Raw genomic sequence first — 12871 nt, forward strand, 5'->3', positions numbered from 1 at the left:
AATTACCCACCAATGGTGATCATGCTTCTATTGGTCAATAATTCGGCATCTATATTTTCAAAATGTGTATGAAGTTGACCGCCAAGTTCTTTTTCTTTTGACCAAATGGAAGATTTAATCAATGGTAAAATATCTTCGCCAGCACGTAACGCAGTTAAAAGATCTGTTTCTCCTTTAGAGAATAAGCAGTTTTTAAGTTTGCCATCTGCAGTTAAACGCATGCGGTTACAAGTACTGCAAAACGGAGAAGTCATGGTGCTGATTACGGCAAAAGAGCCATCATGACCAGGAATCATAAAACTTTTAGCTGTATCATGTGGTGCTGCTTCAACAGGAAGAATGGTGTGTTCCTTTTCAATTACAGCCAAAATTTCCTCAAGCGAAAAAAGCTTATTGCTCGTCCATCGGTTTCCGCTAAAAGGCATAAACTCAATAAATCTAACTTGGATAGGATTATGTTTTGTCCAATCGATAAAATCTAAAATTTCATTATCGTTTAAACCTTTCATTACAACCATATTGAGTTTTACACCGATTTTATGTTGCAACAAAAGTTCTATATTACTTTTAACTTGATGGAAAACATCCCGTCGGGTAATCAGCATAAATTTTTCTGGCTGTAGCGTATCCAGACTGATGTTTATATTCTTAATGTTGGCCGCTTGTAAAACGGGTAACATTTCATGAATGCGTGTTCCGTTGGTAGTAATGTTTAATTCTACAGGCAGTTTGCCTAATGCTTCGATTATCTTCGCTGCATCTTTCCTAACTAGAGGTTCACCGCCAGTCAATCTAATTTTTTTTACCCCTTGAGCAACAAAAATTTCTGCCAATCGGATAATTTCATCGGTCTGCATCAATCTAGAAGCAGGCGTGAAATCATAATCCTCTTCTGGCATACAATAAAAACAGCGGAAATTGCAATTGTCCGTTAAAGAGATGCGCAAATAATCGTGTACCCTTCCAAATGAATCCTCTATCATACGCTTCCTTGCTTTTTATTGTTCTGTAAATTTAAGTAATCTGATTGAGTATCTATATCAAATTCCCCTTTTTCGAAAGGAACAGAAACAAGATCATTTGGATAAAGTTTAAGTATTTTTTTTGCTCCTTCATCACCAGTTAATGTTTTTAAATCGCCGAAATATTTTTTATCGAATAAAACTGGTGTGCCCATTATATTTTGATAAAAGCTGGCGACAATCCCTTTGCCTGATTTGTTTTTTGTGTTTATCAGTGAAGTAAATATTTCGCTTGTGATAAAAGGTTGATCGCAAACAGAAATAATAATATTTTCTATTTCATTATTGTAGTTAAGCAAAGCTGATAATCCTGCATTTATGCCAGAAGCCATTCCACTTTCCCAGTTTTCGTTATCTACAATTTGAACATTTTTATCCTTTATTTCCTGTCGGATAAAGTCTGAATTGGCTCCAATAATGACTATTATCGGATGGATTTTAGCTTCTTCAGCTTCGTCTATCACATGCGAGATTAATGTTTTTCCATTAAATTCCAACAGTTGTTTGGGTTGGCCCAATCTGGATGAATTGCCCGCTGCAAGAATAATTATTCCCGTTTCCATTAGCTTTCGAGTTTTTCTATAGCCACGTGAATCGGTGCATTTTTGTCTTTTAATGTTTTGCCAGATCTTCCTGCAAAAACGGCTCTAATTTCTGATACGATCGAAATCGCAATTTCCTCTGCAGTTTCCGCTCCGATATCAAGTCCAACGGGGCCATGAACGTGATCAAGGTTTCTGTTTTTTTCAATTTGGAGCTCATCAAACATTCTAAGTAGTTTTTTCTTAGGGCCAAGAACTCCAATATAAGGGGTTTTAATTTTCAATAATCCATCAAGCAAGGCCAAATCATAATTGTAATTGTGGCTCATTAACACAATCGATGTCCGATCATCTATTTCAATTTCCTTGAGCAATGCATCAGCTTTAGCAACCAAAATTCGATCCGCTTTTGGAAAACGTTGGAGCGTAGCATGCGTTTGTCGGCCATCAGCCACGGTAATTTGCCAGCCCAAAACCGATGCAATTTCTACAAGCGGTTGAACATCATTACCTGCTCCAGCAATAATAATTTGAATAGGTGGCGAAATAAATTCAAGAAAAGCTTCGAAGTTTTGGCCCTCTATAACATAAGTTTCAAATCTTGACATTTTAAGTTTTAATACATCAAATGCATCATTTTTTATTGAGCCTGAAACCTCATCAGCAACTTTCTCTAAATAATCCTTTTCTCTAAACATCATCACCGAGCCGGGTTGATTTTTATCATCAAGAGAAAAAAGTGTAGCAATTACGCAGTTTTCTCTTCGCCCGATGGCAGCTTTTAATAGTATAATCGGATTTAGATGATCATCCTTAAAAATAGGTTCGAACAGAATATGAACGATGCCATTGCAGCCAAGCTGAACACCAAATTTCGCATCGTCTTCATCTGTACTATCGTAGCTTACCAGACGGTTTTCTTGTTGATGGATAGCTGAAAGGGCTTTTCTAAGGGCATCGCCTTCTAAGCAACCACCACTTATTGCACCTGTTAATTGTCCATTTTCGCAAATTAACATTCTGGCTCCTGGCCGGCGATAAGAAGATCCTTCTACCTGTACAACAGTAGCGAGTGCAGTTTTTAAGCCTGCCTTTTCTGCCAGTTCGTAGCTTTTAATAATGTCCGTAATCTCTCTCATTCGGTTTGGGATGTTGTTAACCTTTTCTTAGTCGCAATTTAAATATAAAACTTACAAAAGTTTATCGAAATGGTTAGGGAATTAGATTAAAATTACAACGGATTTTAGTTTAAAATGTTTGTTCTATTGAAAACAAAGTGATTAGAAAAATTATCGAGATAAGCTTATATTCGTATATGGATGAATCTGAAAAATTGAATCGGATAATTGAGACGAGAATGAAACTGAAAGCTCGTTTTCAGGAAAAGATGGAGACTAGTCCATCAATAGCCGATGATAAACCCAAAGGAAGTGGCCCTATAAACCGACATGGGATGCCAAATTTACCAATCGGACAAACGGCTACTTATAAATGGCCGGTTTTGGATTTAGGTCGTCATCCTAAAATTCCTTTAGAAAAGTGGCGTTTGGCAATCGATGGGGCAGTAGAAAATCCTGTAAAATTAACTTGGAAGGAATTTTTAAACTTACCGCAAACTAAAGATACTTCTGATTTTCATTGTGTTACCACCTGGTCTAAACTAAATATGCATTGGAAAGGCGTAAGTCTGCTTGATCTTGCTGCACTTGTTCTTCCAAAGGAAAACGCAACCCACATAATGTGTTATGGTTATGATGGTTACAGTACAAATATTGCTTTGGAGGAAGCGCTAAAGCCAGATGTTTTATTGGTTCATACCTATGATGGGCAACCTTTGCCGATTGAACATGGTGGGCCTTTAAGAATGATTACGCCACAACTTTATGCATGGAAAGGTTCCAAGTGGATTAAAAGAATTGAATTTTTAACTGAAAACAAGATGGGTTTTTGGGAAGAACGCGGTTATTCTAATACGGCTTATCCTTGGCGAAATGACCGCTATGAAGAGTAGAGTGAATTAAATATACTGACCTTTTTCTAATAAACCGATTAGGTTAGTCTGCGTTTTTATAAACTGATCTTTGAGATCGATCATTTTATTTTTCTCTGCAATTAAGTGTTTTAGTCGTTCAATTTCCTGCGCTGATTTTTGCTTAGACTGGGTTTCAATTTTCGAAAAAGCTTTGCTATCCTCGTAATAATGAAAGAAATTATAGTTCAGGATTTCCGAAATGTTCATCAACAATTCCGTATCGATAGAAGCACTGTTTAAAATATCCTGCGTTCGAACTTTGCTTAATTTAAGTTCGTTAGCCAAAAATGAACTGGATAAATCCCGTTGTTTCATTTCTTTCCAGATCATTAAACCGATATGTACACTCATTGTTAGTTTTTTCTTTAATTCTATGAAATTAGGAAAAACAAAAGCGACTTATACTTTTTTTGTGGTAATGATAATTAGTCTAAATATATTATTGGTTCTAATTAGATTAAATATGAAAGCATTATTGTGCATGGTAATATTTGGCTCCGGAAACCAATTGGCTATCAAAGCATATCTTTTGCTCGATACAAATTATCCGTCGATTGCAAAATTTTATCTCTAAGCTTCGGGTTATAATTTGGATGTTGTTTTAAGAAATCACTTACAACCTGATACGCTTCTTTAGTTTGGTAACTTCCGAAAATGGCCGAAAGCCACGATTGCGGGAAAAAGATATCTCCTGTTTTTTGAATTTCTTCTAAAAGATTTAAGCTTTCTGGAAGATATTTTGCGGAAGTTTCTTGCCTTAAAGGATGATGGAGATACGCAAGCGCTGCGGTTACCCAAGCCTCTTTTTGGCGGTTTTTACGTTCGTGGAGGCTATAAAAGAAACTATCTCTTTCTGCAACATTTAACGATAAAGCTGGCATTAAGAAAACTAATCTATTTTTTCGATCGATATTGGTTGTGCGTTCTAACTGTTTTTTCAAAACGGTTGTAACCGTGTCTGATTTTAGTGCAATAGATAATGCCATAGAAGTATAATCATCATCAATCAGTTTTACTCCCGAAGGTGCCTGTTGTTTTTCCCAAATGGTGTAGATGTTTTTAGAGGCATCAGCGCTTAAATAAATATTCTGGTAAGTGCCAAATAGAATTTTTTTATTGTTCGGAAGCGTTTGGTTTTCCATTGATGTCCAAAGCGCTTTCTCTAAAGTTACACTGAAAGCAAGCCTATTTTTTGGCGAGGTAAATGTCCAATAAATATTTGTGATATAGCCAGTTAAAAGTCTAAGATTCATTTCGTTCTTTTCGATCCCGATGCCTTTAGTAAAAATCTTCAATAGTTCTTCGGCACTGAAAGATTTACCTGCCAAAACACTTTCGTAAGCATTAATATAAGCCGATGCCCTTTCCAATGGATTTTGCAAACGGAACACATTTTCCATCATGTTATTATCAATCGGGAACAATCCGTAACCCATTCCATCTGCATTAAAAAGGATGTAAATAGGCTTTTCTAAACCCTGTGCTAATTTTAAGTTTAGCGTTTCACCTTTAATATTTACAGGGATCGTTTTGCTAAAAGTAGGGTAGAATAATTTTATGCTGAATGCTTGTGGCCAAACTCTTTGAGCACCAATTTCAGGTTGTTGGTTTATCGATAAGCTACTTATTTTATTTCCGTTGTAGGCAATTTTGTAATCGAAAACTGGGCGACCGGGTTGATTGACCCAAACCTTATTCCACGCATAAAGATCAGTTGTGCTGTATTTGCTTAAAATAGAAATCAGATCATTCCATGTTGCGTTTTTGTAAGCGTATTTTTTCAAATATTCTCGAATACCTTTTTGAAAGTTATCTGCGCCCATTAATTGCTCCAGTTGGCGCATCATAATTGGCGCTTTATGGTAAATAATGTTGCCGTACATAGAACCTGCATCCTGAAGATTATCCAATTGCTGGCGAATTGGATTTGCGCCCTGAGTACGGTCTATTCCATAAGCTGCGGGATAATGATCTTGAAGGAATTTAAGGTCGAAGGTTTTTTTGCCCATCAATTTTTCCGTAACCTTATCGGCCATAAAATTGGCGAAAACCTCTTTCATCCAAACATCATTAAACCATTTCATCGTTACCAAATCTCCAAACCACATGTGTGCAGTTTCGTGAGAAATTAAAGTGGAACGAGAAATAAACTGATCTTTTGTTGCGCCATCATCTAGAAATAAGCTCGATGATTTATATTGAACTTCTCCGGGATGCTCCATACCTCCAAACTGAAAATCGGGAATCGCAACAAAGCCAACTTTTTGAAAAGGGAAGGGAATTCCAGTCCATTTTTCCAGAAAATTAATGGCATCGCTGTGCGCAATAAAAACTGAATCAACGCTGAGTTTAATTTTATTGGCATCAGTTTCTCTATGAAGAAACTCCATGCTTCGGTTGCCGATCTTTTGCTTTATATCAGTGTATTTCCGGCCGTAAAAGAGAAAAGATAGGTTGGTAATTTATCCGAATTGGCAAAATTGTACGTTGTACTGGCATCGCTAATAACAGAATCTTTATTGAGTCCGTTGGCCAATACTTTCCAATCTTTTGGAACGGTTAAGGTTAACAAGAAATTTGCCTTTAAATCCGGTTGATCAAAACAAGGAAATACAGTTCTGGCATGATCAGGAACAAATAAGGCGTATAAATAATCGTTATTTCTGTTTAAGGATTCGTTTCCAGCTATAAACTGAAGATCAACTTTATTGGTGGAAGGGCGGAGGTATTTTTGATCAATTATTAAATGCTCGTTTTTCCAGTTTACGGCTATTTTTGTTCCATTTATTAAAATGCTTTTTACATGTTCAGCACTTTGCTTAAAATCCAACTGCAAAGGTTGTTGAACGGAACTGAGATCAAAAGAAATCTGTTCGCTTGCCAGTATTTCTGAGTTTTTATCCGAAGGGATATTAAATTGAAGTTTGTATTGAATGTTCGAGATGATCGCACTGCGGAATGTAGCTAAATCTAAGGAAACACCAGCTTCAATAGTTATAGGTTTAGCGCTTTTTTGAGCAAATGTTGCAATGCTTAAAAATAAAATCGGGAAGAAAATTTTGAAGGATAATTTCATTTTAATTTTTAATAATGTTTTAAGGATGAAGCATTTGCATAATGGTTCCATAGCCCATCCAAATCATAATGGCAACAACCCCAGCGCCAGCAAGCGTTAACCATAACGGTTGTTTGTAAGTTGAAATAATTTTAGATCGATAAGCGGCGATAAGCATAACGCCTAATGCAATAGGTAAAATTAACCCATTTATAGCACCAACGGCCAATAAAATTTTAATCGGTTTGCCAATAAGTATAAAAATAAAGCAGGAGACCAAGATAAACACGATGATAATTTCTCTGTTGTATTTTAAAATTAAAGGGTGAAAACTTTTGATGAAAGATATAGAAGTGTAAGCCGAACCAACCACAGATGAAATTCCAGCAGCCCAAATTACAAGTCCGAATACTTTATAACCAAATTGACCGCTAGCCAATTTAAAAACAGAAGCAGCCGGGTTTGCAGGATCTAAATGTGCGCCCGTACTCACTACTCCAAGTGCCGCAATAAATAGGAGCAACCGCATTAAAGAAGCCAAACCTATTGCGCTTAATGCGCCACGATTTACCGCTGGAAGATTTTCGATTCCAGTTTGTCTGGCATCGAGTAAACGATGAGCGCCAGAAAAAGTAATGTATCCACCAACGGTCCCGCCAACTATGGTAAGCACTGCGGTAAAACTGAAATGTGTTGGGTTAACAGATCGAATTGCAGCCTCTGCCAATGGCGGATTACTGATGTAAGCAATAAAAAGGGCAAGAATTATTTTTAATAAGCCCATTGTCTTTGCGAAAGCATCCATCGCTTTGCCTGCTTCTTTATAAATAAATATTCCGATGGCTAAAATGGCGCTAATTACGGCACCTTGACCAACACTTATGCCAAATAAAACGTTTAATCCTAAACCTGCGCCAGCAATATTGCCGATGTTAAAGGCAAGTCCGCCTAAAAAAACCAGAAAGGAAAGAAAGTATCCTAATCCCGGAAAAACTTTGTTTGCAATATCTTGAGCAGGCTTATCGGCCACTGCAATAATTCGCCAGATGTTAAGTTGAGCAACAGCATCAAGGATGATAGAAAGTAAAATTACAAAAGCAAAACTTGCACCCAACTGCTCGGTGAAAACGGCTGTTTGAGTTAAAAACCCCGGACCAATGGCCGAAGAAGCCATTAAGAAAGCCGCACCGATTAATACACTCCAGTTGTATTTCTTTTTCATCGTTTTGGAGCTTTTATCTCAATCCCTTCAGCTTTTAGTTTTGCTGAAATATTCTTTGCAAAATCTACAGCGTGTGCACCATCGCCGTGTAAACAAAGCGTTTCAGCTTTGAGTGGAATCGTATTATTATTAACTGAGATCACTTGTTGTTGCTTTACCATCATTAAAACTTGGATAATGGATTCTTGCTCATTGGTTATTAAGGCATTTTCTTGGTTTCTTGGGGTTAAGGAGCCATCATCTTGATAACTCCGATCTGCAAAAACCTCTGAAGCGGTAATTATACCAATCTGTTTCGCCGCTTGAATCATTTCACTTCCAGCTAAGGCATACAAAATTAAAGTCGAGTCAAAATCATGCACTGCTTGTACAATGGCTTTTGCTAATGCGGCATCTTTTGCTGCCATATTATAAAGTGCGCCATGCGGTTTTACATGATTCAATTTTCCACTGGCGGCTTTAACAAAACCCGACAAAGCACCAATTTGGTACAACATAATTTGATAAGCCTCCTTTGGAGAAATTTTCATTTCTCTTCGTCCAAAGCCTTGAAGATCGGGCAGGCCGGGATGCGCACCAATGGCAACCCCTTTTTTAACCGCCATATTTACGGTATGTTGCATCACCTCTGGATCGCCGGCATGAAAACCGCAGGCAATATTTGCCGAAGTAATATAATCCATTAGAATATCATCATTTGGCATAGGGTAATTGCCAAATGCCTCGCCCATATCGCAGTTAAGATCTATGCTTTGCATCAAAAAAAGTTATTGTATGGTTAAAATCTAGAATTAATCGCAAGAGTAAGTCTAGCTAATTCTTTTTCTCGCTCAATATACAGGAATTCTGCCTCTTCTTTACTGATTTCTGAAAAACGAATGCTATTGCCAGGCTTTAATTGAGCACATAAAGGTAAATCTACCGAGGCAACTTGAGCAATTCGAGGGTAACCACCGGTTGTTTGGCAATCGGCCATTAATAAAACCAAATTTCCACTTCCTGTAACTTGAATTGTTCCCGGAAAAACTGCGGTACTTAATAATTCGTCTTTTTCAACTCGATTAATTTTATTTCCTTCTAAATGATATCCCATTCGATTGCTGTTTAAACCAATTGAAAAGGAATCGGAAAGAAATCCAATGATAGACTGACTATCAAACCACGTAAACTCTTTCGCTGGAAACACTCTTATCGTTTTACGATCTTGTGGCAACAATAGCGCTTTTGGGATATTCCATGATAAATATTTGATTTTATCGCCTTTTAGTTCTCTTAAAATTATACTTGAGGATTCACTTAAGTTTAGGAAACTTTTTAAATGATCTCCAGCCTTCAATGTTCTACCGCCGTAACCACCAAAACCTGCGGTTAAATAAGTGCTGTTACTTCCCAAAACTTCAGGTACGTTCCAACCACCGGCAACAGCTAAGTAAGTTCTTGCGCCATCAGGATTGTTAACTAATTTTATTACAGTTTCGGATGGAATAAAAATTGGTCGCTCTGCTTGAAGTTTTTCTCCGTTCACTGATAAAGTTGCACCATCACCAGCATAGGCAATTAAAATTTCGGTTTCTGCTTTAAATTCTGCAGCTGCATAAGTAAATTCTATAACGGCATCACTGTCCGAATTACCAACTGCCTTATTTGCAATTCGTGCCGAAAGTTGATCCATTGCGCCCGAAACGGGGATGGCTTGATCTAGATAATCCATTCGTCCAAGATCTTGAATGCTACTGAGCATACCGGGTTTTAAAATTTTGATCTCCATATTATTTCCCCAATAAATGATCAAACTCTTTCAACGTGATTGGCTTAAAAACTACTTCGTCGCCTGCTTTTAATAAGGAGGGTTGCTCGCGTTTTGCATCAAATAAAATAGCTGGTGTTTGTCCTATAATCTGCCAACCTCCCGGTGTGTCTAAAGGATACACTCCTGTTTGTTCGCCGGCAATTCCAACTGCACCAGCAGGTACAATCGCCCTTGGATGAGTTTTTCTCGGAGTTGTCAATCGATTATCCATTCCGCCCAAATAAGGAAAACCAGGAACAAAACCGATCATGTAAACTTTATAGGTTACCGAACTGTGAATTTTTATAATTTCCTCCTTACTGAGTTTTGTATGCAAGGAAACTTCGTCCAAATCAGGTCCAAAATCTCCGCCATAGTAAACAGGAATGGTGATGGTTTCTCCTTTATAATTAGATAAATCGATTTTGAATGTTTTGAGCTTATTTAAAAAAGTTGAAACTTTTTCGAAAATGCTAATGCCCTCTAAATCTGCAGAAAAGACTATAATTGGATCAAAAAAAACAGTGAGCGTAGCATAAGCCGGAACGGTTGTTTTGAAGCCTTTAAATGGGTTTTGATGTAAAATGTGATTAAAGCATCTAATTTGTTGTGCTAAAACTTCACTTATCTCCTTGCCAAAACTTAAGGTAACGGCTTGTTCACTTAAAGAATAAATCTCGAAATTTTTTATAATTAAAGGATTTGATATTTCAGCTTCCATATTATTCTATTCGAATCAGAAATTAGGATTGTTTTATGGGCATAAGATAGTCGTTATAATCTTCTTCTTTGATTAATTTTCTAAATTGCTTTTTTAGCAAAACAAAAGTAAGAGCAGGCTATCCAGCACTGCTCTTCATCATTAACTAAATTACTAAAATTAAATGCTGAAGGCCTTCTACCACCTTCAGTTTATTGTGATCTGTTATTTGAAAGAGATTAAACCGCTTTCAAGAGATTTTTTCTAATTTAAATTCGAGCGGTTATAGAATAGTCTTCCTTATTTTATAGGAATACTGAATTCTACGGTCTCTGGTGGCAAGCATTGTTTGTCGTTGCATACCATAAATTCTACACTGCCCTTTACCGGAACATTTTTGCCCTTGAGCTTAACTTTCTGTTGGAAGATTACCGAATTCTGGAAATAGCTTACATCCATTTTAAAGGTGGTTTCGAACTTGGTTATGGGTTTTGGTTCTATTGTTTTCCCAACCAATGTATATGTCTTTGATGCTGGAAAAGCAAAAGTTGTTTTTACCGGGCCACCATCTTTAACAGTCTGAGAGTAAAGGTGCCAGCCCTCATCGATAACGGCCTTGATGTAAAGAGTTGCTTCGGTTGCGCTTGTTTTTTTTGCCGCATAACTCCAGGTTACCGGTTTTAAAATCTGGCTGTAGGCATTTACGCTCAACAGTGTAGCGATGCAAAATAAGAATGTGGTTTTTTTCATTTGTGTAGTTTATGGGTTGATCTTTGTTAATGTAATCTGCTGAATGCCTGATAATCTACAAACTCGATATCTGGCGTTAAATAACCGGGTTTGATGGGTTCTATCCTCATCAAATCGGTACTTAAATACTTTTTGTTGCTATCAGAAAAGATGGTTACCACACAGCTGTCTGTGCCTAATTTTTGCTGAAGTTTTATGGCTCCGATCACATTTGCGCCTGATGAAATCCCCACAGCCAGGCCGAGCTTGCCTGCAAGTTTCTGTGCCATTAAAATAGCATCTCCATCGTTAACCTGAACAACTTCGTCCAGTTCCTTTAGTTTCACAATCTCTGGGATAAACTCATCAGAGATCCCCTGAATTCTGTGGCTGCCCACTTTATAGCCAGTTGTTAAGGTTGGCGATTCGGCAGGCTCCAAAGGATGGATTTTGATATCGGCATTTTGTTTTTTCAAGTAATTTCCTACGCCCATAATTGTTCCGCCAGTACCTACTCCGGCTACAAAGGCATCGGGACAAAGATTTTTCAACCGTAACTGCTCCCAGATTTCTTTTCCCGTAGTATGTTCGTGTGCTTCTGGATTGGCCGTATTTTCAAACTGTTTGGGCAGGAATATATTCGGATTATTTCTGGCCATCCATTCGGCAAGTTTTATGCTGCCGATAAAGCCACCTTCTTCCTTGCTCACCAGAACAATCTCAGCACCCAAGCTTTTTATAATATCAATCCGCTCCTTGCTGAGCCAGTTCGGCATGATGATTCTTACCGGATGGCCGAGCGCTTTACCAATTGCCGCAAAAGCAATTCCAGTGTTGCCGCTCGTTGCTTCCACGATTTCATCGCCAGGTTTAATCACACCTTCCGCATAGGCTTTCTTCAAAGTATAGAGCGCCATTCTGTCTTTTATACTTCCGGTTAGATTATAATGTTCGCATTTAACATAAATTTTCCCCTGCTTTCCCTGATAGTTATAAGTAAGCTCGAGCATTGGTGTATTCCCAACCAAGAGGGATAGATGCTCGAATTTTCCCTGTAGAGCAGTATTGATTTGACTGGAAGTTAAAGTTGCTATCATTGTGTTTTAAATCTTCAGACTAGGCTGATGTAAGTTGATTTATAATTTCGGTAAAACTCAGTATTATAAAGTTTTAGAGCAATAGAAGTTGTTTTTTACGTAAATTTTTTGCTTTTTTGATAATATTTTAGTTTTTATTTCGGATTTTAACTTTATAAAGAACAGTAATTATATTTTTTTTCATTCCACAGCCAATGACACACGGAGATTTAGACCAGGTAGACATAGAAATTCTGAAGCTTCTTCAGCATGATGCATCGTTTACCAATAAAGAAATTGCGCTTAAACTCCATAAATCAATCGCGACAATTCACGAAAGAATAAGGCGGTTAAAAGAGCAGGGATATATTAAAAGGATAGTGGCAATCTTGGATCGCAAAAAAATAAACCGGAATCTGATTGCATTTTCGCATGTTCTGTTAAAAGAGCACACTGCTTCCACGCTGATCAATTTCGAAACGGAGGTATCAAAGTTTAGTGAGGTGATGGAATGTTTGCAGATGACGGGGGCACACGATTTTATTCTCCGTATTGCCACTCAAGATATGGACGCCTACCACGAGTTTTTGAGAAACAAACTGGCAACTTTGCCGAACATTACAACAGTACAAAGTTATTTCGTACTTTCAGAACCGAAAAGTGAAACCGCTTATCCTTTGTAATGTTATTTTAAAATGGAATGA

The 12871-nt window shown here is 37.5% G+C and carries 14 protein-coding genes; 2 read left to right on the top strand and 12 right to left on the bottom strand.

Annotation, left to right across the window (positions count from 1 at the left end; genetic code table 11):
- Positions 1–2: 2 nt before the first annotated feature.
- The 3 genes from moaA to H7U22_RS13550 are packed head-to-tail and all read right to left on the bottom strand — an operon-like array spanning position 3 to position 2703.
- The gene (gene moaA / locus H7U22_RS13540; protein ID WP_187071889.1) at positions 3–983 is read right to left on the bottom strand and encodes a GTP 3',8-cyclase MoaA; all 981 of its coding nucleotides are present in this window, start codon (positions 981–983) and stop codon (positions 3–5) included.
- Positions 980–1585: a nucleotidyltransferase family protein gene (locus tag H7U22_RS13545; RefSeq protein WP_187071890.1), complete on the bottom strand. Its 606-nt coding sequence runs from the start codon at positions 1583–1585 to the stop codon at positions 980–982. The genes moaA and H7U22_RS13545 overlap by 4 nt, the downstream gene beginning before the upstream one ends.
- Entirely contained in the window at positions 1585–2703 is a 1119-nt protein-coding gene (locus H7U22_RS13550; RefSeq protein ID WP_187071891.1) for an XdhC family protein, read from the bottom strand. The genes H7U22_RS13545 and H7U22_RS13550 overlap by 1 nt, the downstream gene beginning before the upstream one ends.
- A 218-nt stretch (positions 2704–2921) precedes the next feature.
- On the opposite strand from H7U22_RS13550, the gene H7U22_RS13555 reads away from it, so the two are divergent.
- A complete protein-coding gene (locus H7U22_RS13555; protein ID WP_248284750.1) occupies positions 2922–3575 on the top strand; it encodes a sulfite oxidase-like oxidoreductase in 654 nt (217 codons plus the stop codon).
- A 6-nt stretch (positions 3576–3581) separates the two neighbouring features.
- On the opposite strand, the gene H7U22_RS13560 is transcribed toward H7U22_RS13555, so the two are convergent.
- The 9 genes from H7U22_RS13560 to H7U22_RS13595 form a co-directional block, all read right to left on the bottom strand.
- Positions 3582–3947, bottom strand: coding sequence for a hypothetical protein (locus tag H7U22_RS13560; protein WP_187071893.1), 366 nt, complete (start codon positions 3945–3947; stop codon positions 3582–3584).
- A 164-nt stretch (positions 3948–4111) separates the two neighbouring features.
- The gene (locus H7U22_RS13565) at positions 4112–5986 is read right to left on the bottom strand and encodes a M1 family aminopeptidase (RefSeq protein ID WP_248284751.1); all 1875 of its coding nucleotides are present in this window, start codon (positions 5984–5986) and stop codon (positions 4112–4114) included.
- Between the two features lie 23 nt (positions 5987–6009).
- Positions 6010–6672 carry a gluzincin family metallopeptidase gene (locus H7U22_RS23100; RefSeq protein WP_248284752.1) on the bottom strand — a complete coding sequence of 221 codons (663 nt, stop codon included), beginning with the start codon at positions 6670–6672 and terminating at the stop codon, positions 6010–6012.
- Between the two features lie 19 nt (positions 6673–6691).
- Complete coding sequence (locus H7U22_RS13570; RefSeq protein ID WP_187071894.1) at positions 6692–7873, bottom strand: NRAMP family divalent metal transporter; 1182 nt, start codon at positions 7871–7873, stop codon at positions 6692–6694.
- Positions 7870–8631, bottom strand: a complete 762-nt coding sequence (locus H7U22_RS13575; protein WP_187071895.1) for a LamB/YcsF family protein — start codon at positions 8629–8631, stop codon at positions 7870–7872. The genes H7U22_RS13570 and H7U22_RS13575 overlap by 4 nt, the downstream gene beginning before the upstream one ends.
- 20 nt (positions 8632–8651) lie before the next feature.
- Entirely contained in the window at positions 8652–9641 is a 990-nt protein-coding gene (locus H7U22_RS13580; RefSeq protein WP_187071896.1) for a 5-oxoprolinase subunit C family protein, read from the bottom strand.
- A 1-nt stretch (position 9642) separates the two neighbouring features.
- Complete coding sequence (gene pxpB, locus H7U22_RS13585; RefSeq protein ID WP_187071897.1) at positions 9643–10383, bottom strand: 5-oxoprolinase subunit PxpB; 741 nt, start codon at positions 10381–10383, stop codon at positions 9643–9645.
- 279 nt (positions 10384–10662) lie between these two features.
- Positions 10663–11112, bottom strand: coding sequence for a protein-disulfide reductase DsbD domain-containing protein (locus H7U22_RS13590; protein WP_187071898.1), 450 nt, complete (start codon positions 11110–11112; stop codon positions 10663–10665).
- A gap of 26 nt (positions 11113–11138) precedes the next feature.
- Entirely contained in the window at positions 11139–12188 is a 1050-nt protein-coding gene (locus H7U22_RS13595; protein ID WP_187071899.1) for a PLP-dependent cysteine synthase family protein, read from the bottom strand.
- 194 nt (positions 12189–12382) lie between these two features.
- On the opposite strand from H7U22_RS13595, the gene H7U22_RS13600 reads away from it, so the two are divergent.
- Positions 12383–12850: an Lrp/AsnC family transcriptional regulator gene (locus tag H7U22_RS13600; RefSeq protein ID WP_187071900.1), complete on the top strand. Its 468-nt coding sequence runs from the start codon at positions 12383–12385 to the stop codon at positions 12848–12850.
- The last annotated feature ends 21 nt before the right edge of the window (positions 12851–12871 follow it).

Origin of the sequence: Pedobacter fastidiosus (assembly GCF_014306625.1) — a bacterium.
Classification (GTDB): domain Bacteria; phylum Bacteroidota; class Bacteroidia; order Sphingobacteriales; family Sphingobacteriaceae; genus Pedobacter; species Pedobacter fastidiosus.